Annotated in this window: 26 protein-coding genes and 1 tRNA gene; 15 read left to right on the top strand and 12 right to left on the bottom strand. The window is 70.1% G+C overall.

The genetic code is table 11. The annotated features are described in order from the left end of the window. Window positions 1-82: 82 nt before the first annotated feature. Together COA07_RS14190 and COA07_RS14185 are read left to right on the top strand one after the other, a co-directional pair. Window positions 83-2,485, top strand: coding sequence for a penicillin acylase family protein (locus COA07_RS14190; RefSeq protein ID WP_245842167.1), 2,403 nt, complete (start codon window positions 83-85; stop codon window positions 2,483-2,485). A gap of 10 nt (window positions 2,486-2,495) precedes the next feature. Further along, window positions 2,496-4,097, top strand: a complete 1,602-nt coding sequence (locus COA07_RS14185; RefSeq protein ID WP_083956963.1) for an N-acyl-D-amino-acid deacylase family protein — start codon at window positions 2,496-2,498, stop codon at window positions 4,095-4,097. A gap of 10 nt (window positions 4,098-4,107) precedes the next feature. Here the strand turns inward: COA07_RS14185 and COA07_RS14180 are convergent, their stop codons facing one another. Next, window positions 4,108-4,572 carry a hypothetical protein gene (locus tag COA07_RS14180; RefSeq protein ID WP_066712095.1) on the bottom strand — a complete coding sequence of 155 codons (465 nt, stop codon included), beginning with the start codon at window positions 4,570-4,572 and terminating at the stop codon, window positions 4,108-4,110. A 147-nt stretch (window positions 4,573-4,719) separates the two neighbouring features. Here COA07_RS14180 and dgcN point away from each other — a divergent pair, with 147 nt between their 5' ends. The 7 genes from dgcN to COA07_RS14145 all read left to right on the top strand — a co-directional run bounded on the left by dgcN (window position 4,720) and on the right by COA07_RS14145 (window position 11,266). Further along, window positions 4,720-5,757 carry an N-acetyltransferase DgcN gene (gene dgcN / locus COA07_RS14175; protein WP_066712097.1) on the top strand — a complete coding sequence of 346 codons (1,038 nt, stop codon included), beginning with the start codon at window positions 4,720-4,722 and terminating at the stop codon, window positions 5,755-5,757. Continuing rightward, window positions 5,715-6,707: an N-acetyl-D-Glu racemase DgcA gene (gene dgcA / locus COA07_RS14170; RefSeq protein ID WP_096641246.1), complete on the top strand. Its 993-nt coding sequence runs from the start codon at window positions 5,715-5,717 to the stop codon at window positions 6,705-6,707. The genes dgcN and dgcA overlap by 43 nt, the downstream gene beginning before the upstream one ends. Before the next feature lie 4 nt (window positions 6,708-6,711). Continuing rightward, window positions 6,712-7,956, top strand: a complete 1,245-nt coding sequence (locus COA07_RS14165; RefSeq protein WP_066713050.1) for a dicarboxylate/amino acid:cation symporter — start codon at window positions 6,712-6,714, stop codon at window positions 7,954-7,956. Window positions 7,957-7,981: 25 nt separating this feature from the next. Further along, window positions 7,982-8,866, top strand: a complete 885-nt coding sequence (locus COA07_RS14160) for a LysR family transcriptional regulator (RefSeq protein WP_066713041.1) — start codon at window positions 7,982-7,984, stop codon at window positions 8,864-8,866. Continuing rightward, on the top strand, window positions 8,867-10,282 hold the full coding sequence (gene dacB / locus COA07_RS14155; RefSeq protein WP_096641244.1) for a D-alanyl-D-alanine carboxypeptidase/D-alanyl-D-alanine endopeptidase: 1,416 nt from the start codon (window positions 8,867-8,869) through the stop codon (window positions 10,280-10,282). 137 nt (window positions 10,283-10,419) lie between these two features. Then, window positions 10,420-10,755, top strand: a complete 336-nt coding sequence (locus tag COA07_RS14150) for a hypothetical protein (RefSeq protein WP_066711026.1) — start codon at window positions 10,420-10,422, stop codon at window positions 10,753-10,755. A 94-nt stretch (window positions 10,756-10,849) separates the two neighbouring features. Next, window positions 10,850-11,266: a hypothetical protein gene (locus COA07_RS14145; RefSeq protein WP_174525821.1), complete on the top strand. Its 417-nt coding sequence runs from the start codon at window positions 10,850-10,852 to the stop codon at window positions 11,264-11,266. Window positions 11,267-11,299: 33 nt separating this feature from the next. Here the strand turns inward: COA07_RS14145 and COA07_RS14140 are convergent, their stop codons facing one another. The 5 genes from COA07_RS14140 to COA07_RS14120 all read right to left on the bottom strand — a co-directional run bounded on the left by COA07_RS14140 (window position 11,300) and on the right by COA07_RS14120 (window position 15,767). Then, entirely contained in the window at window positions 11,300-11,905 is a 606-nt protein-coding gene (locus tag COA07_RS14140; protein WP_066711027.1) for a glutathione S-transferase family protein, read from the bottom strand. 15 nt (window positions 11,906-11,920) lie between these two features. After that, window positions 11,921-12,805, bottom strand: a complete 885-nt coding sequence (locus COA07_RS14135; RefSeq protein ID WP_066711028.1) for a dienelactone hydrolase family protein — start codon at window positions 12,803-12,805, stop codon at window positions 11,921-11,923. Between the two features lie 67 nt (window positions 12,806-12,872). Continuing rightward, on the bottom strand, window positions 12,873-13,226 hold the full coding sequence (clpS, locus tag COA07_RS14130) for an ATP-dependent Clp protease adapter ClpS (RefSeq protein ID WP_083956861.1): 354 nt from the start codon (window positions 13,224-13,226) through the stop codon (window positions 12,873-12,875). 187 nt (window positions 13,227-13,413) lie between these two features. Then, window positions 13,414-14,040: a phasin family protein gene (locus tag COA07_RS14125; RefSeq protein ID WP_066711032.1), complete on the bottom strand. Its 627-nt coding sequence runs from the start codon at window positions 14,038-14,040 to the stop codon at window positions 13,414-13,416. Window positions 14,041-14,123: 83 nt separating this feature from the next. Continuing rightward, the gene (locus tag COA07_RS14120; RefSeq protein ID WP_083956862.1) at window positions 14,124-15,767 is read right to left on the bottom strand and encodes a PHA/PHB synthase family protein; all 1,644 of its coding nucleotides are present in this window, start codon (window positions 15,765-15,767) and stop codon (window positions 14,124-14,126) included. Between the two features lie 169 nt (window positions 15,768-15,936). Between COA07_RS14120 and COA07_RS14115 the strand changes: the two genes are divergently transcribed. Further along, window positions 15,937-17,145: an LL-diaminopimelate aminotransferase gene (locus COA07_RS14115; protein WP_066711040.1), complete on the top strand. Its 1,209-nt coding sequence runs from the start codon at window positions 15,937-15,939 to the stop codon at window positions 17,143-17,145. 233 nt (window positions 17,146-17,378) lie between these two features. Then, window positions 17,379-17,807, top strand: a complete 429-nt coding sequence (locus COA07_RS14110; RefSeq protein WP_066711042.1) for an acyl-CoA thioesterase — start codon at window positions 17,379-17,381, stop codon at window positions 17,805-17,807. Between the two features lie 30 nt (window positions 17,808-17,837). On the opposite strand, the gene COA07_RS14105 is transcribed toward COA07_RS14110, so the two are convergent. After that, a complete protein-coding gene (locus COA07_RS14105; protein ID WP_083956863.1) occupies window positions 17,838-18,248 on the bottom strand; it encodes a winged helix-turn-helix transcriptional regulator in 411 nt (136 codons plus the stop codon). Window positions 18,249-18,462: 214 nt separating this feature from the next. Here COA07_RS14105 and COA07_RS14100 point away from each other — a divergent pair, with 214 nt between their 5' ends. Then, entirely contained in the window at window positions 18,463-18,798 is a 336-nt protein-coding gene (locus COA07_RS14100) for a CC_3452 family protein (RefSeq protein ID WP_066711046.1), read from the top strand. A gap of 140 nt (window positions 18,799-18,938) precedes the next feature. Next, on the top strand, window positions 18,939-21,086 hold the full coding sequence (locus COA07_RS14095) for a RelA/SpoT family protein (RefSeq protein ID WP_096641242.1): 2,148 nt from the start codon (window positions 18,939-18,941) through the stop codon (window positions 21,084-21,086). 71 nt (window positions 21,087-21,157) lie between these two features. On the opposite strand, the gene COA07_RS14090 is transcribed toward COA07_RS14095, so the two are convergent. Both COA07_RS14090 and cpdR read right to left on the bottom strand, forming a co-directional pair. Next, window positions 21,158-21,232, bottom strand: a tRNA-Val gene (locus COA07_RS14090). A gap of 96 nt (window positions 21,233-21,328) precedes the next feature. Continuing rightward, window positions 21,329-21,703, bottom strand: coding sequence for a cell cycle two-component system response regulator CpdR (gene cpdR, locus COA07_RS14085; RefSeq protein ID WP_066711768.1), 375 nt, complete (start codon window positions 21,701-21,703; stop codon window positions 21,329-21,331). Window positions 21,704-21,846: 143 nt separating this feature from the next. Here cpdR and COA07_RS14080 point away from each other — a divergent pair, with 143 nt between their 5' ends. Further along, window positions 21,847-22,677, top strand: coding sequence for an N-formylglutamate amidohydrolase (locus tag COA07_RS14080; RefSeq protein ID WP_066711767.1), 831 nt, complete (start codon window positions 21,847-21,849; stop codon window positions 22,675-22,677). Between the two features lie 263 nt (window positions 22,678-22,940). Here COA07_RS14080 and COA07_RS14075 read toward each other — a convergent pair whose 3' ends face one another. The 3 genes from COA07_RS14075 to COA07_RS14065 form a co-directional block, all read right to left on the bottom strand. Further along, on the bottom strand, window positions 22,941-23,501 hold the full coding sequence (locus tag COA07_RS14075; protein ID WP_066711766.1) for a cytochrome b: 561 nt from the start codon (window positions 23,499-23,501) through the stop codon (window positions 22,941-22,943). 19 nt (window positions 23,502-23,520) lie between these two features. Then, window positions 23,521-24,288, bottom strand: coding sequence for a SapC family protein (locus COA07_RS14070; RefSeq protein WP_066711765.1), 768 nt, complete (start codon window positions 24,286-24,288; stop codon window positions 23,521-23,523). Between the two features lie 86 nt (window positions 24,289-24,374). Then, on the bottom strand, window positions 24,375-25,811 hold the full coding sequence (locus tag COA07_RS14065) for an FAD-binding oxidoreductase (RefSeq protein WP_066711764.1): 1,437 nt from the start codon (window positions 25,809-25,811) through the stop codon (window positions 24,375-24,377). Window positions 25,812-25,929: 118 nt separating this feature from the next. Here COA07_RS14065 and COA07_RS14060 point away from each other — a divergent pair, with 118 nt between their 5' ends. Beyond that, window positions 25,930-26,406: a hypothetical protein gene (locus COA07_RS14060; protein WP_066711769.1), complete on the top strand. Its 477-nt coding sequence runs from the start codon at window positions 25,930-25,932 to the stop codon at window positions 26,404-26,406. Window positions 26,407-26,430 lie beyond the last annotated feature (24 nt).

The raw sequence follows: 26,430 nt of genomic DNA, 5'->3' as shown, positions 1-26,430 counted from the left end.
GCCCTATGACCGGCCCACCGCTTGTCATATGGACGGCGCGGTCCGCCGCGCATTAGCCTTGGCCGGCACAGCAGCGGAAGCCATGCCCATGTTTGCCCGCCCCTCCCCTACCCGCACCCTGTGCGACCGCCGCTCGGTGCTGCTCGGCTCGGTCGCGATCGCCGCGCTGGCGCCCGCCTGCCGCGCCCGCGCCGGGGGCGAGCGGTCGCCCGCCGCATCGGCACCATCGCGGCGCATCACCGTCGCGGGGCCGGGCGCCCCGATCGAGATCGTCGACGACCGGCTGGGCGTGCCGCACATCCGCGCCGCCTCGATCCCCGACGCCTTCTTCGGGCAGGGCTATGTCGTCGCGCGCGACCGGCTGTTCCAGATCGACTTCGGCCACCGCCGCGAAATGGGCCGGATGGCGGAGGCGTTCGGCGCCGATTTCGCGCGCTACGATGCCAATGCGCTGCTGTTCCATTATCGCGGCGATCTGGATGCCGAACTGGCGCGCGTGCCGGCCGACGTGCTGGCGTGCGCGCGCGCCTATTGCGCCGGGATCAATGCACGCATCGATGAAGTGACCGCCGATCCGTCGCTGCTGCCTGCGGAATACACCATCCTGAACGTGCGCCCGCTGCGCTGGGACGTGCGTGATCTGGTGCGCGCGCGCGGCGCGTCGATCGGCAATGTCGATGACGAGATCCGCCGCGCGCGGCTGGCCGCGATGGGGCTGCTGGAACTGGACGCGGTCGTCGCGCCGCTGCGTCCCGCGCACGTCATGCGCATCCCCGCCGGGCTGGACGTGGCGGCGGTGTCGGAAGCGGACATGGGCGTCCTCAACCTCGGCGCGCTGCCGTTCGGGCCGGAAACCCCGGTGCGCGATCCCGCCGGCCCCGGTTCGCCGCTGGAACGCGCCAACGCGGGCAGCAACGCCTGGACCGTATCGGCGGCGCGCAGCGCGACCGGGCGTCCGATCCTCGCCAATGACCCGCATCTGGGGATCGGCGGGTTCGGCCCGCGCCATGTCGCGCACCTGACCGCGCCCGGGCTGGACGTGATCGGCGGCGGCGCGCCCGGCCTGCCCGGCATCATGCAGGGGCATACCGACCGGTTCGCGTTCGGCCGCACCAATTTCCATATCGACCAGCAGGATCTGTTCGTCCTAGAACTCCACCCGCAGGACCCCGAACGCTATCGCCACGCCGGCGCCTGGAAACGCTTCGACAAGGTCGAGGTCGCGATCGCGGTGAAGGACGCCGCACCGCAGTCCGCCACGCTGCGCTATGCCGTGCAAGGCCCGGTCATCAGCCACGATCCGGGCAAGCGGCGCGCGACCGTGCTGGGGTCGATCGGGATGCAGCCGGGCGGCAGCGGCGCATTCTCGATGATCGCGATCAACCTGGCGAAGGACTGGGTATCGCTGAAACAGGCGTTCCGGCTCCACCCGTCGCCCACCAATTTCCATTATGCCGACATCGCCGGCAACACCGGCTGGCAGGTGATCGGCTTCGTACCGCAGCGCAAGGCGGGCGACGGCCTGCTGCCCGTCCCCGGCGACGGCCGCTACGACTGGACGGGATACAAGGATTTCCGCGCGCTGCCGTCGGAATACAATCCGGCGAAGGGCTGGTTCGCGTCCGCCAACCAGAACAACCTGCCCGCCGACTGGCCCAAGGATCGCGTCCCGGCCTATTCCTTCCGCGATCCGTACCGCTACGAACGGATCGCGCAGGTGCTGGCGGCACAGCCGCGCCACACGCTGGCCGACAGCGTCGCGCTGCAACACGACACCTTCTCCGCGCCCGCGATGGAGCTGGTCGCGGCGCTGCCCGATACGCCGTCCACCGCGGCGAAGCCCGCCGCGACGATGCTCGCGGGCTGGAACCTCCGGCTCGATCGCGGCAGCGCGGCGGCGGCGCTGTACGAGATCGTGTGGCGCGACCTGTCGAAGCGCCTGCTCGCCGAACTGGTGCCCGATCGCGCGAAGGCGCTGGTGACGGAGATCGCACCGTCGGTCCTGCTGGCCGAGGCGAAGAAGCGCCCCGCGCTGGTCGATGCCGCGCTGGCGTCGGGCTGGCAGGAGGCCCAGCGGCTGCTGGGCGCGCAGCCCGCCGCGTGGCGCTGGGACACGCTGCATCAGGTGCGCATCGCCCATCCGCTGTCGCGCATCCCGGCGATCGCCGCGGCCTTCCCCGCGATCGAGGGCGCCGGATCGGGCGGCGACAGCTATACCGTGATGGCGCGCTGGCTGGGCGACGGCCCGTCGTGGCGGACCGGCGGCGGCGCCAGCTATATCCAGGTGATCGACGTCGGCGGGTGGGACAATTCGCTGATGCTCAACCTGCCTGGCCAGTCGAACGACCCCAGGTCGTCGCATTATCGCGATCAATATGCGCCATGGATCGACGCGCAGATGCAGCCGATGCCGTTCAGCCGCGCCGCGGTGGATGCGCAGGCCGCCACCCGCACGCTGCTGCAACCCGGCCAGCCCCGGCGATAGAGGACCAAGGATGACCCGTGCCCCGCTGCTCGCGCTGATCGCGCTCCTCGCCGGCCCGGCGGTCGCGCAGAAGACGCGTCCTGTCGACGTCGTGATCCGCGGCGGGACGGTCTATACCGGCGCCGATGCTCCGCCGATCACCGGCGATGTGGAGATCGCCGGCCAGCGCATCGTCTATGTCGGCCGCTCGCGCGGGACGACCGCCAAGCAGTTGATCGACGCGCGCGGGCAGATCGTCGCCCCCGGCTTCATCGACGCGCATACCCATCCGGACAGCTACATCCGCTCCGCCGATGCGAAGGAGCGGCTCAACCTGCCGTGGCTGGCGCAGGGCGTGTCGACGATCGTGATCGGCGTCGACGGTTACGGCACGCCCGACGTCGCCGCCGACGCCGCGAAGCTGGAGGCCGCGCGGATCGGCACCAACGTCATCCCCTTCGTCGGCTTCGGCGCGGTGCGCGGGCGCGTGATCGGTCGCGACGATCGTGCGCCCACCCCCGCCGAACTGGCACAGGAAAAGGCACTGGTCGCCAAGGCGATGTGCGAGGGCGCGACCGGCTTTTCGACCGGATTGTTCTACCCCCCGCAAAGCTATGCCAAGACCGACGAGGTGATCGCCGTCGCGCGTGAAGCCGCGTCGCGCGGCGGCATGTACGACACCCACCAGCGTGACGAATCGAACTACACCATCGGCCTGATCGCCTCGACGCAGGAAGCGATCCGCATCGGGCGCGAGGCGGGGATGCCAGTGCATATCGCGCATCTCAAGGCGCTGGGCGTCGACGTGCAGGGCATGGCGCCGCAACTGATCGCAACGATTGTGGCGGCGCGGAAAGCGGGACAGGAAGTCACCGCCGATCAATATCCGTGGCTGGCGTCCGGCAGCAGCGTCGATGCCGCGCTGCTGCCCGGCTGGGCGGTGGACGGCGGCTATGCGAAGATGATCGCGCGCTTCGACGATCCCGCCACGCTGGCGAAGATCAAGACGGCGATGGCCGAAAACCTGCGCCGCCGCGGCGGCAAGGAATCGCTGCTGCTGACCGCCGCCGGGCAACCCTGGACCGGCAGGACGCTGGGGCAGATGGCCGCGCAATGGGGCCTCGACCCGGTCGATGCCGCGATCCGCATCCTGCGCGTCCCCAACAAGGACGGCACCGATCCCGCGGGCAGTGCGGTGGCCAGCTTCAACATGGCGGATCGCGACGTCGACCTCATCATGAAGCAGCCGTGGGTCGTCACCAGTTCGGACGGGTCGAACGGCCACCCGCGGCAATGGGCGACCTTCCCGAAGAAGTACCAGACCTATGTGCGCGATCGGCACGTCATCTCACTCGCCGATTTCATCCGCCGCTCCACCGGCGCCACCGCCGACATGTACCGGATCGCCGGGCGCGGCTATCTGCGCGCGGGCAATTTCGCCGATGTCGTCGTGTTCGATCCGGCCCGCTACGCGCCGCGCGCCGATTACGTCCACCCGCGCGTCGCCAGCGTCGGGGTGACCGCGCTGTTCGTCAACGGCCGGCTCGCGCTGCGCGACGGTGCCACCACGGGCGAGGCGGCGGGCCGCGTGCTGCTGCGTCCTACTCCTGCCGGATGCCCGGCACGCTCGTAACCGGCCGACCTCAGCCGCGCTCCTCGAACTGTCGCAGCACGCACACCGGCGCGAAGGGCGCGCGCCACAGGATCAGGTGATAATGATCGGCCCCGTCCAGCCCGTCGGCACTTAGCGTGTCCAGCCCGGCGAACTGCGCGCGCACGCGATACATGCCGGGCGGCACCGGCAGCAGATCGACCGGGCCGCCGGTGCATTCGTGGATCTCCAGCCGCCCCGACGGCAGGTCCAGGCTCGCCTCCACGACATGATCCCATTCGGCGGGCGGATCGCCCGGCGGGGGGGCGTCCGCAATCTCCACCACCACCGGCACGGTCATGTCGCGCGCCGGCTGGATCACCACGACGAACGGCGCCGCCTTGATCCGGCGCGCGACGTCCACGTCGTCGTAATCGGTCGGCGCGTCGGGCTTCTCGCCGTGATCCCACAGGTAGAATTGGTGGTAATCGGCGAAGATCTCGTAGCGTTTCTGCACCGGCCGTCCCTAACGCCCCGCGTCGCCTCGGTCGACCGCCGCCCGGCTCATAGCCCGACGTTATAGGGGCCGGTGCGAGCATGATTGGCGCGCCCGCCCGCGCCGCCCCTACCGTCCGGGTTCGTGCTTATTCCTTCAGGTGGAACGATGATCCCCGGCCCCTACCTGCTCTATCTCGGCCATTCGGACGATGAGGTGGGCATCAAGACCTCGCGCGGGCTGGCCGCGTTCCGCCGCGACGATTGCGTCGGCGAATGGCGCCACGACGATTGCCCGCTGACGCTGGGGATTCCGCGGATGGACGTCGCTGCCGCGCGCGCCGCGGGGGCCAGGACTCTGGTGCTGGGCATCGCCAATGCCGGCGGGCGGCTGGGCGACGATCTGATCGACGATGCGCTGCTGGCGATCGCCGCGGGGATGAACGTCGCGTCCGGGCTGCACCAGCGGCTGCGCGACGAACCGCGGCTGGTCGCGGCGGCCGATGCGGTCGGCGTGGCGCTGTTCGACGTGCGCGATGCGCCCGCGCACCTGCCGGTCGGCAACGGCAAGCGGCGTGCGGGCAAGCGCCTGCTGACGGTTGGTACCGATTGTTCGGTAGGCAAGATGTACGCCACCTTGTGCCTGCGCGATGCGATGCGCGCACGCGGCGTCGCCGCCGATTTCCGCGCCACCGGGCAGACCGGCATCCTGATCGCGGGCGATGGCGTGCCGCTGGACGCGGTGGTCGCCGATTTCATCGCCGGCGCGATCGAGGTGCTGGCGCCCGCGCGCGACGACGACGGCTGGGACCTGATCGAGGGGCAGGGATCGCTGTTCCACCCCAGCTTCGCGGGCGTGTCGACCGGGCTGCTGCACGGTGCGCAGCCCGCCGCGATCGTGCTGTGCCACGATCCGATGCGCGCGCACATGCGCGGCCTGCCGCATTACCAGCTTCCCGATCTGGCCACCTGTCTGGAGGCGAACCTGCAGGTCGCACGGCTGACCAGCCCGGACGTGCAGGCGACCGGCATCGCGCTCAACACCGTCAAGCTGGACGAGGATGCGGCGCGGCGGCTGTGCGCCGATACCGCGCAGGCGCTCGGCCTGCCGTGCACCGACCCGTATCGCTTCGGCGCCGACCCGATCGTCGACTGGACCCTGACATGCTTCGCACCTGCCGCGCCCGCCATGACCGCTTCGCGCTGAATGCGCCGTTCCGCATCTCGCGCGGGGTAAAGACCGCCGCCGACGTCGTCACCGTGACGGTCGAGGGCGGCGGCCATGCCGGTCGCGGTGAGGGCGTTCCCTATCCACGCTATGGCGAGACGATCGACGATGCGCTGGCGCAGATCGCCCGGATCGCGCCGCTGATCGCGGACGGCGCGGGCCGCGCCGATCTGGACGCCGCGATGCCCGCCGGCGCGGCGCGCAACGCGGTCGATGCCGCGCTGTGGGACTGGGAAGCGCGCGCCGCCGGCACCACCGTCGCGGCGCTGGCCGGCATCGCCCCCGCCGCGCCGGTCGCCTCCGCGATCACCATCGCCATCGACACGCCCGACGCGATGGGTGCCGCCGCCGCGCGGCACGCGCACGTCCCGCTGCTGAAGGTGAAGGTCAACCGCGAGGATGCGCTGGCGCAGATCGCCGCGGTGCGCGCCGCCGCCCCCGCCCCGCGGCTGATCGTCGATCCCAACGAAAGCTGGACGATCGCCGAGGTGCTGGTGTGGCAGGACATGCTGCTGGACCAGCGCGTCGACCTGCTCGAACAGCCGTTGCCCGCCGGGGAGGACGGCGCACTCGCCGACGTCACGTCCCCGATCGCGATCTGCGCCGACGAATCGCTCCACACCCGCGCCGATCTGGATGCGCTGCGCGGCCGCTACACGCATGTGAACGTGAAGCTCGACAAGACCGGCGGCTTGACCGAGGCGCTGGCGCTGGCCGATGCAGCCGTGGACAGGGGGTTCGGGCTGATGGTGGGGTGCATGGTCTGTTCGTCGCTGGGCATCGCGCCCGCGCTGTTGCTGGCGGGGCGTGCCGCGTTCGTCGATCTCGACGGGCCGCTGTGGCTGTCGCACGATCGCGACGGCGGCGTCGTGGACCGCGACGGCATCCTCCATCCCCCCGCCGCGGGCTTCTGGGGTGCGGCGGCATGACGCGATGATGCGCCGCTGGTTTGCGATCCCGTTGTGGCAGCGCGTCGTCGGCGGGCTGCTGGTCGGTATCCTGATCGGGACCTTGTGGCCGGAGGGCGCGGCCGCGATCAGGCTGGTCGGCGACCTGTTCGTGCGCCTCATCAAGATGCTGGTCGTGCCGGTCGTCCTCATCACCATCGCCGCGGGGATCGCGGGGCTGGGCGACCCGCGCCGGCTGGGGCCGATCGGCGGGCGCACCGTCGGGCTGTTCGCGCTGACCACGCTGATCGCGGTGTCGATCGGCATGGCGACAGGGCTGCTGCTGCGCCCGGGCGCGGGGATCGCGCTGGCCGGCGTCGCACCGCACGTGCTCGGCACGCCCGTCACCCCCGCCGACCAGCTGCTGTCGATCGTCCCCGCCAACATCGTCGAGGCGCTGGCCAAGGGCGACATGCTGGCGATCATCTTCGTCGCGGTGCTGCTCGGCATCGGCAGCGTCCTGGCGGGCGAGGCGGGCCGGCCGGTCGTCGCGCTGCTCCAGGGGCTGGCCGCGGTGCTGCTGCATATCGTGCGGATCGTCATGGAGGTGACACCGTTCGGCGTCGCCGCGCTGATCGCCAATGCGGTCGCGACCGGGGGCACCGCGGTGTTCGTCCATGTCGGCTGGCTGGCGCTGGGCGTCGTCCTGGCCTCGCTGTTCCAGATGCTGGTCGTCCACGCCGGGTTGCTCGCCGTCGTCGCGCGCGTGCCGGTGCCGCGCTTCTTCCGCGGGATCGTCGATGCGCTGGCGGTCGCCTTCTCCACCGCTTCGTCGTCGGCCACGCTGCCGGTCGCGCTGCGCGTGGCGCAGGACAATCTGGGCATCGCGCGGCCGATCGCGTCCACCGTCCTGCCGCTGGGCGCGTCGATCGGGAAGGACGGAACCGCGATGTACGTCGGGCTGCTCGGCCAGTTCGCGCTCCAGGCGCTGGGGATCGTCCCCGATGCGGGGATGCTGGCGATCATGCTGGCGACCGGCGCGCTCGCCGCGTTTGGCACCGCGCCGGTGCCGTCCGCCTCGCTGTTCATGCTCGCCGCGATGCTCTCCGCGGTGGGGGTGTCGCCCGAACAGACCGCGCTGGTCGTCGGCCTCGTCCTGCCGTTCGACCGGCTGCTCGACATGACGCGCACCGTCCCCTCGGCATCGGCCAATCTGACCGTCGCGACACTGGTGGCGCGCGGCGAAGGCGCGCTGGACGATACGCGGCTGCGCGGGCGCGTGGCGGCGTGACCGCGATGGCGCTACACCCCGCGCCATGAACCTGCGCCACATCGAGATTTTTCACGCCGTCTACGTCAACGGCTCGGTCAGCGCCGCGGCGCGCGCGCTCAACGTCTCGCAACCCTCGGTGTCGAAGACGCTGCGCCACGCCGAAAGCCTGCTGGGGTTCGAACTGTTCCAGCGCACCAACGGCCGCCTCGTCCCGACCGAGGATGCCCATGCGCTGTTTTCCGGCGTGGCGGAAATCCAGGACCGCGTGCGCGCGCTGCGCGAGGCGGGGCGCAACCTGCGCGCCGGCGCGGGCGCGACCCTGCGCATCTCCGCCCTCCCCAGCCTGGCGCTGGGCGTCATCCCGGCGGCGGTGGCGCGCTTCCTGAAACAGCGTCCCGACGTCCGCTTCGACCTGCAGACCGTCCACCACGACGACCTGTTGCGCAAATTGTACGAGCGCGAGACCGACATCGCGATCGCCAACGAAGTGCCGCGCGGCGCCCCGCTGGGGCAAAGCTGGCTGGGCGAGGGCGAGCTGGTCGTCCTCTACCGCGAACAGGATATTCCCGACGCGCCCGCGCGGCTGGAACTGGCGCAGATCACCGGCCATCCGTTCATCACGCTCGCCGCCTCCGGCCCGATCGGGCGGCTGTTCACCGACGAGCTGGAGCGGCTGGGCGTCGATTTCGACGAGGTCGCCTCGGCGCGCACCTTCTACATCGCCGCCGCGCTGGTGCGCGCGGGCGTCGGGCTGACCGTGGTCGACAATTTCACCGCCGACGCGACGCGCGGCGACGGGCTGGCGGTCCGCTCGCTCAAGCCCCCGCTGACCTTCGACGTCCACGCCATCCACCTGCTCGACCGTCCCCCCAGTGCGCTCGCCGCCGAATTCCTGTCGGTGCTGGGCGACGTCATCGAAGGCCGCTGAATGCGCTATCCTCTCGCGATCCTGCTGTTCCTCGCCGCGCCCGCCGCGTCCGCCGAAACCGTCGAACAGGCGCTCGCCACCGCGCCGCCGGGGACGCGCATCGGGCTGCTGGTGGTGGATGAGGACGGCCGCGAGGTGGTGGCGATCCGCGCCGACGAACGCTTCGTCCCGGCCTCCAATACCAAGATGTTCACCACGGCCGCCGCCTTCGCCAACCTCGACACCGCCGCCCCCGATGCGGCGGGCGGCGCCAGCGTCCGGCTGGACGGCGGCGACGTGATCTTGGCGGGGCATGGCGATGCGCGGCTGTCGGCGGCGGCGGACTGCACCACAGATTGCCTGTCCGAACTGGCACGCGCCATCGCCGCGCGGACCCGCACCGTGCGCGACGTGATCGGCGACGATACCTTCCTGCCCGACGAACGCTGGCCCGCGGGAATGAGCTGGAACAACATGGCCGGGCGCTACGGCACCGCCATTTCCGCGCTGACGATCGACGACAATGTCGTCACGCTCACCGTCATCCCCGGCGCGGCGGGGGCGCCCGCGGTGGTGGCGGGCGACGGCTATTTCCGCATCGACAACCGCATCCTGACCACCCCCGTCGGCACGTCCGCCGACCTGGGCTTCGCGCGCGAGCCGGGCAGCGACCTGTTGCGGCTGACCGGTACCGTCCCCGCCGGCGGCTCGGTACAGACCGTGACGGTGGGGCTGGACGATCCCGCGCACCGCGCCGCCTGGCTGCTCGCCCGGCAGTTGCGCGCCGCCGGGGTGCGCGTCACCGGACGCATCGCCGCCCGCCACCGCGCGATCACCCCCGCCGACGATCCCGCGAAGCGCGGCGGCGCGCCGGTCGCGCGCGCGGCCGAACCCGCACCGCTCGCCCGCCTCACCCCGCCCCCGCTCGTCGAGGATATCCATCACACCAACAAGGTCAGCCAGAACCTGCACGCCGACCTGTTGCTGCGCCGCGTCGGCGCGGTGACCGGCAGCGGATCGGTCGCCGACGGGCAGGCGCGCGTCGATGTGATGCTGGCCGCCGCGGGGGTGCCGCGCGACGGCTACGACTTCGCCGACGGATCGGGGATGTCGAACTACAACCGTATCACTCCGCGCACCGCCGTCCGCCTGCTCCGCTGGGCGCAGGCGCAGCCATGGGGCGCGGCGTGGCGCGCGACGCTGCCGGTCGGCGGGCAGGACGGGACGCTGGCGCGCCGCTTCGGCGGCACCGCGCTGGCGGGCAAGCTCTTCGCGAAGACCGGGACGCTCAACGCCTCCAATGCGCTGTCGGGCTATCTGTTGACGGCATCGGGGCGCACCTTCGCCTTTTCCGCGCTGGCCAACGACATGCCGCAGGATGCCAGCGCCACCCGCGCGGTCGATCGCGCGCTGCTGGCGATCGCGGCCGCGCACTGAAGCTGAACGAAGGTCGCGCGGCTGCGACACGCCGCGACACTTTTGCGGGGCGATTGCGAACAATCCGCGACGCCCGCCCCCTATCTCTCTCATCGGGCCGGGGTTTCCCCGGTCGCGCGTTATAGGGAGTATCGATCATGAACCGTTTCCAGACGCTGATCGCGGGCCTCGGCCTTGTCGCCGTCGCGCTGCCCGCCGCCGCCTCGGCCGCCCCGTGGCAGTCGGTCAATGCGCGCCAGGCGCGGCTCGATGCGCGGATCGACCAGGGCATCCGCTCGGGCGCGCTGACCCGCGGCGAGGCGATGCGGCTGCGCGGCGAGTTCCGCCAGATCAGCGCGCTCGAATATCGCTACCGCCGCTCGGGCGGGCTGTCGGCGGGCGAGCGCCGCGATCTGGATCGCCGCTTCGACGCGCTGAGCGCGCGCATCCGCTACGACAAGCATGACCGCAACGACCGTCGCCACTATCGCTGACGACGCGCGCGGCCCCGCCCGGTGACGGCGGGGCCGCGCTGCAACTTATGGCCGCAACGAACATTCCAGCCTGATCCATGACAGGAGGGTTGCGATGAAGATGGCGTTGGTGGCGGCGATGGGTGCCGCGGTGACGGTTGCCGGCTGTTCGACCTATGGCGACGGCTATGGTCCGCGCAGTGCCGGCTACAACGGCTGGGGCGCCTATGACTACAACCGCGTCGATCCCAATTACGGCGGCTATTATGCCGACCGCTATTATCGCGATGCCCCTAGTTACCGCGAACGCCGCCTGTCGCGCCGCGATCGCGTCTATGTCGGTCAGGACGGCCGCTATTACTGCCGCCGCAACGACGGGACGACCGGGCTGATCGTCGGCGGGATCGCCGGCGGCGCGCTGGGTGCGGCGATCGCACCGGGCGGGTCGGGCGTGCTGGGCGCGCTGATCGGTGGCGCGGCGGGCGCGGCGGTCGGGCAGTCGGTGGATCGCGGCCAGGTGCGCTGCCGCTGAGGTGATGATCCGGGGCCGGTTGCGGCCGGCCCCTTATCCTGCCGCGATCAGCGCGTCGTCGATCGCCCGCGCCCGCGTCAGCGCCGGACGCGCCTCGACCCGCTCCAGATAGCGCGCGAACGCCGGGCGCTTGTCCAGCAGTCCGAACTGCGTGAACCACCCGACCGCGCTGCCGACATAGACGTCCGCCGCGGTGAACCGCTCGCCGGCGATATAGTCGCTCTCCGACACCGCCGCCTCCAGCGTGTCCACCGCCTTGGCGAAGGTGGCGTATCCCACCATCCCCTCGCGCTCCGGCGGCACCGTGACGCCCAGCACCTTGTCCACCATCGCCGCCTCCAGCGGGCCGGCGGTGAAGAACATCCAGCGCAGGTAGCGCGCGCGTTCCGCCGCGGTCGGCGCCAGCCCCGCCTGCGGGAACGCCTCGGCCAGATAGGCGCAGATCGCCGCCGCCTCGCTTACCACCGCGCCGTCGTGGACGATCGTCGGCACCTTGCCCAGCGGATTGGCCTCCAGCAGCGCCGCCGGCTTGCCGGCCCAGTCGACCAGCACCGTGTCGTACGGCTGCGCCACTTCCTCCAGCATCCAGCGCGCGATCCGCCCGCGCGACATGGGGTTGGTGTAGAAGGTCAGTGCCATGTCGCTTTCCCTTGCTCAGTGGTCGAGATGCCGGTGCAGGAACGCGATCGTGCGCCCCCACGCCAGATCGGCCGCCGCCTTGTCATAGCGTTGCGCCGACGTGTCGTTGTTGAACGCATGGTCGACGCCTGGGTAGGTGAACGCCTCCACCGGCTTGCCCGCCGCCTTCAGCGCCGCCACCCACGGCTCGCCGGTCTGCGCGACGCGCGCATCCTTGCCGGCGTAATGCAGCATCAGCGGCACCGTCAGCTTAGGCGCCTCGGATACGGCGGGCGCGGGGCCGTAGTAACTGACCGCCGCCGACAGCACCGGCCCCGCAGCCAGCGCGACGCGGTTGACCAGCGCCCCGCCCCAGCAGAAACCGATGACGCCCACCCGCGCCCGCGGCCCGGCGGCGGCATAGTGGCGCGCCAGCCCCACGGTTTCGGCGACGACGCGCTCCAGGTCCGCCGCCGCGATCAACGCGCGCGCGCGATCCTCATCGGCGGGCGTGCCGCCCTGGTCGGTCAGCAGGTCCGGCGCCACCGCGACGAAACCGGCCAGCGCGACGCGCCGCGCGACATCCTCGATATGCGCGTTCAGCCCGCGATTTTCGTGGATGACGATCACCGTGCCCCGCGGTCGCGCGCCGCGCGGCGCCGCGACATAGCCCTTCAGCGTCCCCTGCCCGTCGGGCAGCGTCGCGTGCGCGTCGATCCGCAACCGCTGGTCGTCCGCCGGAACGATCGCCGCCGCCGCCGGGGTCGCGGCGATCCCCAGGATCAGCGCCTCCGCCGCCGCCGCCGATCCGGCCAGCGCGGTCATCTGGCGCAGCAGCGTTCGCCGGTCGCGATGATCGTGGGTATAGGCATCGTACAGTCGCACCGCGTCGTCGCGCAGCGCGGGGTCGAAATCCGTCATGGCCGCTCCCGAATCGCCCCCCGGCGATGCCGAGGCTAGAACGGCGGGCCTTCCGGCGATAGCGGGGTCAGGCCTTTTCCAGCGTGCATTGCAGCGGGTGCTGGTTGGCGCGGGCGAAATCCATCACCTGCGTCACCTTCGTCTCGGCCACTTCGTAGCTGAACACGCCGCACACCCCGACGCCCTTCTGGTGGACATGCAGCATCACCCGCGTCGCCTCCTCCACGTTCATGCGGAAGAAGCGTTGCAGGCACAGGACGACGAACTCCATCGGCGTGTAATCGTCGTTGAGCATCAGGACGCGGTACGGCGTCGGCTTCTTCGTGCGCGCACGGGTGCGCGTGGCGATGCCGACACCGGTGCCGTCGCCATCGGCGTCGTCATTCTGGCCCGCGGCCATCGAAGGGGGGTGCTGCTGCATGGACACGCGGCAAAATATGGCACGCGGCGGCCGCAGGGCAAGCCCCCGATGCGCCGATTGCCGGTCGTCACGCCATGCCGCCGCGACGAATCCGGCATGAAAAAGGGGGCGCCCGCGGCACGGACGCCCCCTCTCGATCACGATCCGTCCGGCACCGGGCGACGATCGCCCCGCGCCGTTACCGCGTTCAGGCGGCGATCTTGATCTTGTCCGCGGCCAGCGCGACGCGGTTCTGGATCGGCGCGGCGACCTCACCGGCCAGCTTCAGCGTCGCTTCGGTCGAGCGCGACGCCTCGGCGACCATCGCGTCGAACGCGCCGCGCAGGAAATCGGCCTGCAGCTGGAACAGCTCGGTCGGCGACTTGACGGTCGCGACGGCGTTCACGACCTGCGCGGTGCTGTCGTAGCGCGCGCGCAGGAACGCCGCGGCGTCCTGACCCATCGTCTCCAGCCCCTTGGCCGCGATGCGCGACGATTCCATCAGCGCTTCGACATTGCCCTTGCTGAATTCCGCCATGTCCTCGGCGGCCTTCTTGCTCTTTTCCATCGCGGACTTGGTCTGATCGCCGGCCTGGCCGAAGAAGTTCTTGGCCTGCTCCTGCGCCTTTTCGGCAAACGCCTTGACGGTGTCGTTCATGGTCTGGTCCTTCGCTGCGATCTTGGGGGTGGCGAGAGTGGCGGCCGGCGCGTCCTCGGCGGGGACGATGGACGGCGCGATGGCCGCTACCGCCGACACCACCGCGGCACGGGCGCGACGCGGACGTGCCGGCTTCGCCACCGATGCGGCGGGCGCGCTCCGATCCTGGTCCGACATGCACCTGCTCCTGTCATTTGCTGCGGTGCACAATAAGCCTTTTCAGCGCTTTTGACAAGTCCGTTGTGCGCCGCAACATAATGTCACGGCTGGCGCACGTATGTCCCCGGGGCATCCTCCAGCGCGGTCAGCTTCCCCTTGCCGGGGATGCGCGCGCCCTTCGCCTTGACCGTGTCCGGCGCCTGCGCGGTCAGCCACGCGATCCAGTCGGGCCACCAGCTGCCGGCCGTCTCGCTGGCGCCGGCGACGAAATCGTCCAGCGTCGCGGCCGGCGCATCACTGGTCCAGTAGCGGTATTTTCCCGCCGCCGGCGGATTGACCACCCCGGCGATATGCCCCGACGCCGCCAGCACGAACCGCGCCGGCCCGCGGACGTGACGGGTGATCTCCCACACGCTGGCGGGCGGCGCGATATGATCCTCGCGCCCCGCCTGGATGTAGCAGGGCGTCTCGATCCGCGTCAGGTCGATCGGCTCGCCCAGCACCGTCACCCCGCCCGGCTCGACCAGCCGGTTGTCGCGGTACAGATCGGTCAGGTACGACAGGTGCCATTTCGCCGGCAGGTTGGTCGTGTCACCGTTCCAGTGGAGCAGATCGAACGGCGCGTAATCCTTCCCCAGCAGGTAATTGTTGGTGACATAGTTCCAGATCAGGTCGCGCCCGCGCAGCAGGTTGAACGTCGCGGCCATGAACCGCCCGTCCAGGAACCCGTCGGGGGTGAGCTGCGCGATCATCGCCAGCTGTTCGTCGGTGACGAAGTGCATCAGGTCGCCGGCCTGTGCGAAATCGACCTGCGCGGTAAAGAAGGTCGCGCTCGCCACCTTGTCCGCCTCGCCGCGCGCCGCCAGCAGCGCCAGCGTCGCGGCCAGCGTGGTGCCCGCCACGCAATAGCCGATCGTGTGCACCGCCGGCACGTCCAGCGCGGCGCGGATCGTGTCGATCGCGTCGATCTGCGCCGCGACGTAATCGTCCCATGTCACGTCGGCCATGGAGGCGTCGGCCGACTTCCACGACACCATGAACACGCTGACGCCCTGCTCCACCGCCCAGCGGATGAAGCTCTTCTCCGGGGTCAGGTCCAGGATGTAGAAACGGTTGATCCACGGCGGAAAGATCACCAGCGGCGTCGCCAGCACCCGCTCGGTGGTGGGCGCGTAGTGGATCAGCTCGTACAGCGGGGTGCGCTTGACGACCTTGCCCGGCGCCGTCGCCAGGTTGCGTCCCAGTTCGAACGCATCGGCGGCAGTATGCGTCAGCTGCCCGCGCGCCATGTCGGACAGCATGTGCTGCAACCCGGCGACCAGATTCTCGCCGCGCGTCTCGATCGTCTTCTCGATCACCTCGGGATTGGTCAGCGCGAAGTTCGACGGGCTCAGCGCGTCGATCATCCCGCGCGTCGCGAAGCGCAACTGCTCGCGCTGCCGCGCATCCAGCCCGTCGACCGCATCGACCCCGCGCAGCCAATGGTTGGCGATCAGCGCATAGCTTTGCCGCAGCCAGTCGAACATGGGGTTGGCGCGCCACGCCTCCGCCGAGAAGCGCCGGTCCTTTTCCGGCGGGCGTTCCGCGGTCGCGGCGCCGGGCGCGGTGAACCACTGCCACAGCCCCAGATAGTCGGTCCAGAAATCGCGCGCCTGCGCCGCGATCGCCTCGCCATCGGCGATCGGCAGCCCGGCCTCCAGCATCAGCTGCTGCGCGCGGCCCAGCATCCACGTCCAGTGCTGCATGTCCGCCAAGGTCGAAATCGGCGGGACGGGCGGCTGCTGCTTGGGGTCGGTCACGGGCGGGCCTCCTCTCCTTTGACCCGTGTAGACCAGCGGCGCGCGCCCGCCACCGTTTTTCTTCGCGTGGCCGCGCGCAATGGCGTTATAGCGGACGCTCCAGAGGAGTAAGATCGTGTCCGACGAATTCTACCGCATGAAACGCCTGCCCCCGTATGTCATCGCCGAAGTCAATGCGATGCGGGCAGCGGCGCGTGCGGGGGGTGAGGACATCATCGACCTGGGCATGGGCAATCCCGACCTGCCGCCGCCCGACCATGTCATCGACAAGCTGGTGGAGGTCGCGCGCAAGCCCGACGCGCACGGCTATTCACAGTCGAAGGGGATCCCCGGGCTGCGCCGCGCGCAGGCCAATTACTACGCGCGCCGCTTCGGCGTCGAGGTCGATCCCGAGAACGAGGTCGTCGTCACCATGGGGTCGAAGGAGGGGCTGGCCAGCCTCGCCACCGCGATCACCGCGCCGGGCGACGTCGTGCTCGCGCCCAACCCCAGCTACCCGATCCACACCTTCGGCTTCATCATCGCCGGCGCGACGATCCGCGCGGTGCCGACGACGCCGGACGAACATTATTTCGAAAGCCTCGACCGCGCGATGGCGTTCACCGTCCCGCGCCCCAGCGTGCTGGTGGTCAATTATCCGTCGAACCCGACCGCCGAATCGGTCGACCTGGCCTTCTACGAACGCCTCGTCGCCTGGGCGCGCGAGAACAGGGTGTGGATCATCTCCGACCTCGCCTATTCGGAACTGTATTACGACGGCAATCCCACCCCCTCGATCCTGCAGGTGAAGGGCGCGAAGGACGTCGCGATCGAATTCACCTCGCTCAGCAAGACCTATTCGATGGCCGGCTGGCGGATCGGCTTCGCGGTCGGCAACCGCACGCTGATCGCGGCGATGTCGCGCGTGAAATCCTATCTCGACTACGGCGCCTTCACCCCGATCCAGGCCGCCGCCTGCGCCGCGCTCAACGGCCCGCAGGATATCGTCGAGAAGAACCGGCAGCTGTACCACAAGCGTCGCGACGTGCTGGTCGAAAGCTTTGCGCGCGCCGGCTGGGACATCCCCTCGCCGCGCGCCTCGATGTTCGCCTGGGCGCCGCTGCCCCCGGCGCTCCAGCATCTGGGCTCGCTCGAATTCTCCAAGCAGTTGCTCACCCAGGCCAAGGTCGCGGTCGCTCCCGGCGTCGGCTATGGCGAGAACGGCGAGGGCTTCGTGCGCATCGCGATGGTCGAGAACGAACAGCGCCTGCGCCAGGCGGCGCGCAACGTGAAACGCTATCTGCAGAGCATGGGCGTCAACACCCCGGGCAAGGCGACCGGCTGACGCCCCGGCCGGGAATGTCATCCAGCGTCACATCGCCGTCCCGGCAGAACCGAAACCTCTGCGCCCCCCTTCGTCATGCCGGACTTGTTCCGGCATCCATGTTGCCGCGAACGCACAGGCCGATGCTCTTGCGGCACCATGGACCCCGGCCTGCGCCGGGGTGACGGCGGTCCCGCGATCTCCCCGCCGCCCGCGCGGTTGACCCGTCCCCGCCACGCCGCCAAAGCATCGCCATGACCCGCCCCGGCTTCGCCTTCTCCACCCGCTTCAAGGTCCGCTATGCCGAGATCGACGGCCAGAAGGTCGTCTTCAACTCGCGCTACCTCGAATATGCCGATGTCGCGGTCACCGAGTTCTGGCTGTGGACCGGGATCGGCGAGGCGCTGGGCGCGCTGTGGCAGGACACCGAATTTCACGTCCGCCGCGCGGAGGTCGATTATCTCGCGCCGTTCACATGGGGCGACGAGGTGGAGGCGTTCGTCCGGATCGAGCGGCTCGGCACCTCCAGCATCACCAAGAGGTTCGAACTGGTGAAGGCCGGCGACGGCACGCTGTGCGCCGCGATCACCATCGTCAGCGTCAACGTCCATCTGCCGACTGGTCGCCCGGTGCCGATCCCCGACGCGATCCGCGACTTTATCGCTGCGCTGCCACAAGGCTGACCGGCGGACGGGCCGGCCCGGTCCCGGCCCTCAGCCCGCGTCCGCCTCGGCCGGCACGTCGCCCGGCAACGCCCAGTGCATGTCGTGCTTGGTCAGCTTGCGGCCGTCATGGCTCAGCACCGCAATCTCCTGGATCGGGCGACCGTCGCGCACGTCGACCAGGATCGGGAACGCCGGCTCGCCCGTCTCCCACCTCTCCCCCCACTGGCGCAGCGCAACCATCGTCGGCAGCAGAGCCGATCCCTTGGGGGTCAGGTTGTAGACGATCTTGCGGCGATCCTCGGGCACCGACGCGCGTTCCATGATGCCGTGTTCGACGAACCGCGCCAGCCGGTTGGCCAGGATGTTGCGCGCGATCCCCAGTTCCTGCTGGAACTCCTCGAAATGATGCAGGCCGTTGAACGCCGCGCGCAGGATCAGGAACGCCCAGCGTTCGCCCATCGATTCCAATGCCGCCGGTAGGCTGCACTCCGCCAGATTTTCGCGCACCTTGCCCACGCATCACTCCTCGCGCCGAACGAACGCCGGCGTCAACCCGCATCTACAGCCCGGCCATATAAGTTTTGTAATGAAACTCGCAAATGCGAGTTGCCTCTTGCAACTCGCAGTCGCAGCAACTAGGTGGCGATCAGAAACCTAGTTACGGAGTCGTGTCATGCTTCGCACCGTCCTGTCCGCCATCATCGCCTCCGCCGCCACGCTGGCCGCCGCGGGCGTCTCCGCCCAGCCGGCCACCGGCTATTATGTCGCGACCCCGGTGGCGGCGCCGGCGAAGGTGCGCTTCATCACCCGCGCCACGCCGTGGCAGCTGCAGGACGGCACCTATGTCGCCGCCCGCGCGCCGGAACGCGACGCCATCCTGTGCCAGCTGGTGGTGCGCGACATCGGCGCGCTCAGCGCGTTCAGCGCGGGGGGCAAGGCCTTCGACGCCGCACAGCTCGAAAAGTGCAACGGCAAGGCGGCGACCGTCACCGCCTCGGCGCAGCGCTGATCGCCTCGCACTCACGCCATCTCCCGCCCCTCTGACCGGGAGCGCAATGGGCCTCTGCCGGAACTCCCCCGGCGGAGGCCTTTTTTGTTGCGCGCGTGTTGCCATCGGGGGGCGTTCGGCGGCATCCTGCGCAGGTGCCTGTGCTGAGACAATATGAACTCGTCGACCGGGTTCTCGATTACGATCCCGACGCCGACGAGGCGATGCTCAACCGCGCCTATGTCTTCTCCGTGAACGCGCACGGCACGCAGAAGCGCGCGTCGGGCGACCCCTATTTCAGCCACCCGATCGAGGTGGCGGGCATCCTGACCGAACTGCATCTCGACGACGAGACGATCGCGACCGCGATCCTGCACGACACCGTCGAGGATACCGTCGCCACCCCGGAGGAGATCGAGCGGATCTTCGGCGCCAATGTCGCGCGGCTGGTCGACGGCGTGACCAAGCTCAGCAAGATCGAGGCGCAGACCGAGAACGAGCGCGCGGCGGAAAATCTGCGCAAGTTCCTGCTGGCGATGTCGGGCGATATCCGCGTGCTGCTGGTCAAGCTGGCCGACCGGCTGCACAACATGCGCACGCTCCATTACATTCCCAAGCCGGAGAAGCGCCGCCGCATCGCGCGCGAGACGATGGATATCTACGCCCCGCTCGCCGAGCGGATCGGCATGTACGAGTTCATGAAGGAGATGCAGACGCTCGCCTTCCAGCAACTCGAACCGGAAGCGTATGAATCGATCACCCGCCGGCTGGAACAGCTCAAGGACGGGTCGGACGGCGATCGCATCGCCAAGATCGGGTCGGGGCTGAAGCTGCTGCTGGCGCGCGCCGGCGTCGATGCCGAGGTGTCGGGGCGCGAAAAGCATCCCTATTCGATCTGGCGCAAGATGCAGGAACGCCACATCAGCTTCGAGCAGCTGTCCGACATCATGGCGTTTCGCGCGATCGTGCCGACGGTGGAGGATTGCTACCGCGCGCTGGGCGTCATCCACCGCCGCTGGCCGATGGTGCCGGGGCGGTTCAAGGATTACATCTCCACCCCCAAACGCAACGGCTACCGCTCGCTCCACACCAGCGTCATCCACGCCGAGAACCGCCGGATCGAGATCCAGCTGCGTACGCCGGAAATGCATGCGGAGGCGGAATTCGGCCTCGCCGCGCACTGGGCGTACAAGCAGTCGGTGCCCGCGACCGGGGGGGCGACCCGCCGTACCGCGCAGGCCGCGGCGCAACCGGGGGCGCAGGCCGGGTGGATCGCCGATCTGGTCGAGATCCTCGACACCGCCGCGACCCCGGAGGAGTTGCTCGAACACACTCGCATCGCGATGTATCAGGATCGCATCTTCGCCTTCACGCCGAAGGGCGAACTGATCCAGCTGCCCAAGGGCGCGACCCCGATCGACTTCGCCTATGCGGTGCACACCGATCTGGGCAACCAGGCGGTCGGCGCGAAGATCAACGGCCGCGTCGTGCCGCTGTCGACCGTGATCGAGAACGGCGACCAGGTGCAGGTGCTGCGGTCGAAGGCGCAGGTGCCGCAGCCGGCGTGGCTCAACCTGGCGATCACCGCCAAGGCGCTGGCCGCGATCCGCCGCCACCTGCGCAACGAGGAACGCGACCAGTCGGTCGCGCTGGGGCGCAAATTGTACGACGACATCGTCCAGCGGCTCCCCGCGACGCTCGCCGCCAATGCGCTGGACGAGGCGCTCAAGCGGCTGAAACTGCCCGACGAGGCCGCGCTGATGCAGGCGATCGCGCGCCGCACGCTGGGCGATGCGCAGGTGATGGAGGCGCTGATGCCCGGTTCGGCGGGCGCCGACCTGGCCGATGCCCCGCCGCAATCGAGCGCGATCTCGATCCAGGGGCTGGCGCCCGGCGTCGCCTATGAGCTGGCCGAATGCTGTCACCCCGTGCCCGGCGACCGCATCGTCGGGCTGCGCCGCCCCGATGCCTCGATCGAGGTCCATGCCATCGACTGCCCCGTGCTCGCCGCGCTCGCCGAACGGTCGGAGGAGGAAACCGACTGGATCGACGTCCAGTGGGGCAACAAGACCGAGGGCGCGGTCGCACGCATCTCGGTCGAGGTGCGCAACGAACCGGGCGCGCTGGGGATGCTGGCGACCGTCATCGGCCAGCACAAGGCCAACATCATCAACCTGCGCCTCGACAACCGCGACACGCAATTCCACACCAACACGATCGACGTTGAGGTGCACGACGCGCACCAGCTGATGCGCCTGCTCGCCGCGCTGCGCGCCGCCGAAGCGGTCAATGCCGCCGAACGCATCTAAGCGCGCCCACGCCGGCTACGCCCCTGACAGCAAAAACCCCGCCAGGCCGGTCGGCCTGGCGGGGTTTTTAATGGTGGGCGTGGCAAGGATTGAACTTGCGACCCCTGCGATGTCAACACAGTGCTCTACCACTGAGCTACACGCCCACGTGAGGAAGGCGCCTCTACCGGGGTCGGCGGGGGAGCGCAAGCGCTATTCCGCATCGCTCCCGATATCCCGTCATCCACCCGAAACGGCGCGCGTCAGATCAGCTCGGCATTGTCCACGTTGAACAGCCGGTCGACCTCCAGCACCAGGTCGCGCAGGTGGAATGGCTTCGACAGGACGCGTGCGTGCGGCATCGCGCTGCCGGCCTTGAGCGTGACGGCGGCGAAGCCGGTGATGAACATCACCCGCATCCCCGGCGCCATTTCCTGCGCCTTCTGCGCCAGTTCGATGCCGTCCATCTCGGGCATGACGATATCGGTCAGCAGCAGGTCGAACGTCTCGCGCTCAAGCAGCGGCAGCGCCGCGGTCCCGCGGTCCACCGCGCTGACGGCATAGCCCGATCGTTCCAGCGCGCGCGCCAGATACTCGCGCATCACCGCATCGTCTTCGGCCAGCAAAATCTTGATCATCTTGGTCCTAAGCTCCCGTGCACGCCTTATGACCCACGCGGCTTGAAGTTTCCACCAGCGGACATGGTGAACCGATGTCGTTAACCGGCTGAAATGCGACGAACGGTTGCGGGCGGCGCGACGCTTCCATAGCGTGCGGCCAGATGCCTTCGTTCCGCCTCGTCGGGCCGGTTCCGCCGGAAAGCCCCGTGATCCTGTCCGTGCCGCATGCCGGACGCGATTATCCCGCGGCGCTGATGGCGGCGCTGCGCGCGCCCCCTGCGGCGCTGCGCACGCTGGAGGACCGGCATGTCGACGCGGTCGCGCTGGCCGCGCGCGGGCGCGAGACGGCGCTGATGCAGGACGTGCCGCGCGCCTGGATCGACCTGAACCGCGCCGAGGACGAACGCGATCCGCTGCTCGACGAAGGCGCCCGCGCCGCGCCGCTGTCAGCGAAGGTGCGCGCCGGGCTGGGGCTGGTCCCGCGCCGGACCAGCGCGGCGGGCGAATTGTGGTACGGTCGCCTTTCCGCGGCCGAGGTGGAGAAACGCATCGCCGACGCGCACCGCCCCTATCACGACGCGCTGGCACGGGTGCTGGCGGCGACCCGCGCGCGCTTCGGCGTGGCGGTGCTGGTCGACGTCCATTCGATGCCGCCGATCGCGGGCAGCCGCGCGCGGATCGTCATCGGCGACCGCTTCGGCCGCTCTGCCGCGGTCCGCTATGTCGCGCGGGTGGCGGGGGCGATCGGCGCGACGAGCATCCCCTATGCCGTCAACACGCCCTATGCCGGCGGGCACATCCTCGATCGCCACGGCGATCCCGCGCGGGACGTGCATGCCGTCCAGATCGAGATCGACCGTTCGCTGTATCTCGACCGGCGGCTCGACGCGCCCTCGGTCGATCTGCCTGCGGTCGCCACGCTGCTGCGCGCGGTGGTGGACGCACTGACCGACGAGGCGCTGGGCGCGGGACTGGCGCAGGCAGCGGAATAGTCGCCGCCCACAGCGCGGCGCATTCAGCCACTTCAGGCCGGGCGCCGCGAAACCGCGCCGATAAAAAAACCACCGCGTGTTTGCACACGCGGTGGCCAAGGTTCAGGGAGGAGACACGCCAGAGGCGTGCCATACGGTTCCGCGAAAGGGGGGACACGGAAACCGTACGCCAACAACATAAGAGGGCGGCAAAGGGTTTCAAGTCTTCGCCCCGCCGCCACGATAAACTGTTCGAATCCGGCGATGGGCCGCTGACCAGCGGGTCAGCGCCCGGCGGGCAGCATCCGCGCCATCACGCCGTCGCGCAGCAGCACCGCATGGCGCAGCGCCGCGGCGACATGCGCGGCGACCAGCACCGCCATCATCCAGCCCAGCACCTCGTGCCCCTCGGCCCCCAGTCCGGCGGCGGCGTCCGACACGGGCAGGTACGGCAGGCCGAACAGCCTGAACCACGTCAGCGCGCGTCGCCCCTCTGGGCCGGATACCATCATCCAGCCGGTCAGCGGCACCGCGATCATCAGCACGTACAGCGCCCAATGCGTTGCATGCGCCGCCGCCCGTTCCCACGCCGGCGTCGTCGCGGGCAGCGGCGGCGGGCGATGCGCCACGCGCCAGGCCACCCGCGCCGCCGTCAGCAACAGCACGGTGATGCCGATCGCCTTGTGCGCCGGCATCCATGCGCGCAGCGCCGGGATCGATTCATGCCCGATCCCGACGATCAGGTTGACGATCACCAGCACCGCGATCGTCCAGTGAAAGGCGATGGCGACCCGCGAATAGGTCGCGCCCGCGATCGGTCGCGCCGCGTGCCCGCGCGTCGCCATCACCCCTGCCCCATCCGCGTCAGGCGACCAGCTGCGGCTGCGGCATCTTGCCCAGCTTCACCTGGCGCGCGAAGATGTCGCGCATCAGCGACAGCGAGAACAGGTGCGCATACAGCAGCGGCAGCATGCCCGACTGCGACATCTTGCGCAGCTGGTCGCCGCGCAGGTCGGCCAGCTTCTGCTCGTCCACCATCTGGAACCCACGATAGACGAACGGCTGGTCGATGCCGTCCTGCTGGATCGTCACTTCGCCTTCCATCAACAGGCCGGCGTCGCGGATTTCCGTCATGAACTGACCGGTGCGCGCCGCGGCCTGCTCGAAATTCTCGTTGAACTGAAGGATGTTGCGCGTCAGCTCGGTCGGCTGGCCGTCGGCGAACAGCGGCTCGCCGTCATCGAACGCGCCGATCGTGTCGGTGGTCGGGTCGAAGCACAGCGACAGCTCGTCCGCATCCGGGCGCAGCCGCGCCAGCATGTACGGATAGCGGCGGACATAGGCCGGGACGTACAGATTGTCCTCGGTCAGCGCGCCGGCGTCGTCGACGAACACGTTGACGCCCTCGTTCAGGCCCATCAGCGCGATCGGGATCGAATCGTCGCCCGACGAAAAGACGATCGGCATGAACCGCTGCACCAGCGGGAATTCCTCCACGGTCAGCGGGATCGCGTGCTGGCCGGTCAGGAACGGCGCCACGTTCGACGAGCGGATCTTGTAGTTGGCGTGGAGTTCGCTCGAAAGCGGCTCGAGGCCGTTGTAGAAAAGCGGAAGCTGCGGCGCGCTGGCCATGGGATTCTCCGTAGCGGACGGGATGAGGTTCGTATCGTCTCGATCGGGCGCGCCGCGTCCTGCCGCCACCCGGACGGGGGACGGGCCTATTGCGGGTTGCCCGGCGGCGCAAGCGTCACGAGCTTGCCGGGGTTCATCAGTTCCCCCGGATCGAACGCCGCGCGGATCGCGCGCAGCGCCGCCAGCCGCGCCGGCGGGGCCAGCCGCTCCAGTTCGTCGCGCTTCATCTGGCCGATGCCATGCTCGGCGGAAATCGTGCCCCCTGCCGCGACGACCAGGTCGTGGACGAAGGCGGAGACGACCGGCACCTGCCGCGCATACCAGTCGGCCGGGTCGGTGCCGGGGGCGGCGCGGACATGGAAATGGACGTTGCCGTCGCCCAGGTGGCCGAAGCCGCTGGCGCGCGTGCCGGGAAAGCGCGCCTCGCACGCCGCCGCCGCCTCGATCATGAAGCGCGGCATCGCCTCCACCGGCACCGCGATGTCGTGCTGCGCCGCCGGCCCGGTGGCGCGTTCGGCGTCGGAGATCGATTCGCGGATCCGCCAGAACGCCTCGGCCTGCGTCTCGCTCGCCGCGATCGTGGCATCGCCGGCCAGCCCGTCCGCGATCGCCGCGCCCAAGACACGCTCCACCACCGCCGCGGCGCCGTCGGGCGCGTCGTCGTCGGTCACCTCGATCAGGACGTGCCACGGATGCGCGCTTGCCAGCGGCGCGCGGGCGTCGGGCAGATAGGCGAGCACCGCGTCCAGCGATTCGGCGGGCAGCAGCTCGAAACTCTCCAGCGCCGGGGTCGTGCGCTGGAACCGGCGCAGCAGCGTCATCGCCGCGTCGGGGGATGCCACCCCCGCCCAGGCGACCGTCCGCCCCGCCACCGCCGGCACCAGTCGCAGCGTCGCGGCGGTGACGATGCCCAGCGTCCCTTCGGCCCCGATCAGCAACTGCGTCAGGTCGTAGCCGCGATTGTCCTTCTTCAGCGCCGCCAGCCCGTCGTGCCGCGATCCGTCGGGCAGCACCGCCTCGATCCCCGCGACCAGCCCGCGCATCGTGCCGAAGCGCAGCACCTGCGTCCCCCCGGCGTTGGTGGATACCAGCCCGCCGATCGTCGCCGATCCCTTTGCCCCCAGCGACAGCGGGAAACGCCGCCCGTGCGCCGCGGCCGCCGCGTGCAGCGTCGCCAGGATCACGCCCGCCTCCGCCACCGCCAGCCCTGCCTCCGCGTCGATCGAACGGATCGCGTTGAGCCGGCGCAGCGACAGGATCGCCGCGCTGCCGTCCGCGGGCGGGGTCGCCCCGCCGACCATCGAGGTGTTGCCCCCCTGCGGCACCAGCGCGACACCCTCGGCCCGGGCGGTGGCGACGATCGCCTGCACCTCGTCGACCGTGGCGGGCGCCAGCAACAGCTCGGCATGGCCGTGGTAGCGGCGGCGCCAGTCGGTTTCCCATGGCGCGATCGCATCGCGATCGGTGACGATGGCGGCGGCGGGCAGGCGCGCGGCGATCCGTTCGGCGAAGCGGGCAAGCATCGGGTTCACGCGCGTGTCCTTGCGCCCGATTGCGCGCGGCTTCAACCGCGTCACGGCCGCTTCGCCGGCGGTTCATCCCCCGTTCAACCGGCGCCGGTCACCGCGATGGGCGCCTGTCATGATCCCGCGCCTTCCGCCCGCCCTGCTGCTCGCGATGGCCGCCCCCTTTGCGGTGGGCGCGGCCGCGCCTGCGCCGGATGCGCTGGCCGACGGCACGCAATGGGCGCAGCTGACGATCCACGAACGGCTCATCATCCGCATCCCGCGGATGCCGGCCGCCGCACGCACTGCGCTGCGCGCACCGGCGCCGGCGCCGGTGGACTGGCGCGAACGCCGCGGGCCGCGCTGCCTGACGATGACGTCGCTGACCGGCGCGGCGATCGGTCGCGACGGCGAGGTCGATCTGATCGTCGAGGGGTCGCAACGCGTGCGCGCGCGGCTGGATTCGCAATGCCCGACGCTCGATTTCTACTCGGGCATGTACCTGAAGCCGACCGCCGACGGCAAAATCTGCGCCCGGCGCGACGCGATCCGCACGCGATCGGGCGGCCGCTGCGCGATCGCGCAGTTCCGAAAGCTGGTGCCGGCGCGCTGAAAACCCGCTCGAACGCGCATATTC

The organism is Sphingomonas adhaesiva (assembly GCF_002374855.1).
Classification (GTDB): Bacteria; Pseudomonadota; Alphaproteobacteria; order Sphingomonadales; family Sphingomonadaceae; genus Sphingomonas; species Sphingomonas adhaesiva.
Note: the sequence above shows the minus strand (reverse complement) of the source record. Positions and strands in the feature narration are given on the sequence as shown.

Excerpts from the sequence above, each read along its gene's own strand:
- COA07_RS14190 (WP_245842167.1), top strand. The coding sequence starts at position 83 with ATGCCCATGTTTGCCCGCCCCTCCCCTACCCGCACCCTGTGCGACCGC.
- COA07_RS14185 (WP_083956963.1), top strand. The coding sequence starts at position 2,496 with ATGACCCGTGCCCCGCTGCTCGCGCTGATCGCGCTCCTCGCCGGCCCG.
- dgcN (WP_066712097.1), top strand. The coding sequence starts at position 4,720 with ATGATCCCCGGCCCCTACCTGCTCTATCTCGGCCATTCGGACGATGAG.
- dgcA (WP_096641246.1), top strand. The coding sequence starts at position 5,715 with ATGCTTCGCACCTGCCGCGCCCGCCATGACCGCTTCGCGCTGAATGCG.
- COA07_RS14165 (WP_066713050.1), top strand. The coding sequence starts at position 6,712 with ATGATGCGCCGCTGGTTTGCGATCCCGTTGTGGCAGCGCGTCGTCGGC.
- COA07_RS14160 (WP_066713041.1), top strand. The coding sequence starts at position 7,982 with ATGAACCTGCGCCACATCGAGATTTTTCACGCCGTCTACGTCAACGGC.
- dacB (WP_096641244.1), top strand. The coding sequence starts at position 8,867 with ATGCGCTATCCTCTCGCGATCCTGCTGTTCCTCGCCGCGCCCGCCGCG.
- COA07_RS14150 (WP_066711026.1), top strand. The coding sequence starts at position 10,420 with ATGAACCGTTTCCAGACGCTGATCGCGGGCCTCGGCCTTGTCGCCGTC.
- COA07_RS14145 (WP_174525821.1), top strand. The coding sequence starts at position 10,850 with ATGAAGATGGCGTTGGTGGCGGCGATGGGTGCCGCGGTGACGGTTGCC.
- COA07_RS14140 (WP_066711027.1), bottom strand. The coding sequence starts at position 11,905 with ATGGCACTGACCTTCTACACCAACCCCATGTCGCGCGGGCGGATCGCG.
- COA07_RS14135 (WP_066711028.1), bottom strand. The coding sequence starts at position 12,805 with ATGACGGATTTCGACCCCGCGCTGCGCGACGACGCGGTGCGACTGTAC.
- clpS (WP_083956861.1), bottom strand. The coding sequence starts at position 13,226 with ATGCAGCAGCACCCCCCTTCGATGGCCGCGGGCCAGAATGACGACGCC.
- COA07_RS14125 (WP_066711032.1), bottom strand. The coding sequence starts at position 14,040 with ATGTCGGACCAGGATCGGAGCGCGCCCGCCGCATCGGTGGCGAAGCCG.
- COA07_RS14120 (WP_083956862.1), bottom strand. The coding sequence starts at position 15,767 with ATGCAGCACTGGACGTGGATGCTGGGCCGCGCGCAGCAGCTGATGCTG.
- COA07_RS14110 (WP_066711042.1), top strand. The coding sequence starts at position 17,379 with ATGACCCGCCCCGGCTTCGCCTTCTCCACCCGCTTCAAGGTCCGCTAT.
- COA07_RS14105 (WP_083956863.1), bottom strand. The coding sequence starts at position 18,248 with ATGGGCGAACGCTGGGCGTTCCTGATCCTGCGCGCGGCGTTCAACGGC.
- COA07_RS14100 (WP_066711046.1), top strand. The coding sequence starts at position 18,463 with ATGCTTCGCACCGTCCTGTCCGCCATCATCGCCTCCGCCGCCACGCTG.
- cpdR (WP_066711768.1), bottom strand. The coding sequence starts at position 21,703 with ATGATCAAGATTTTGCTGGCCGAAGACGATGCGGTGATGCGCGAGTAT.
- COA07_RS14080 (WP_066711767.1), top strand. The coding sequence starts at position 21,847 with ATGCCTTCGTTCCGCCTCGTCGGGCCGGTTCCGCCGGAAAGCCCCGTG.
- COA07_RS14075 (WP_066711766.1), bottom strand. The coding sequence starts at position 23,501 with ATGGCGACGCGCGGGCACGCGGCGCGACCGATCGCGGGCGCGACCTAT.
- COA07_RS14070 (WP_066711765.1), bottom strand. The coding sequence starts at position 24,288 with ATGGCCAGCGCGCCGCAGCTTCCGCTTTTCTACAACGGCCTCGAGCCG.
- COA07_RS14065 (WP_066711764.1), bottom strand. The coding sequence starts at position 25,811 with ATGCTTGCCCGCTTCGCCGAACGGATCGCCGCGCGCCTGCCCGCCGCC.
- COA07_RS14060 (WP_066711769.1), top strand. The coding sequence starts at position 25,930 with ATGATCCCGCGCCTTCCGCCCGCCCTGCTGCTCGCGATGGCCGCCCCC.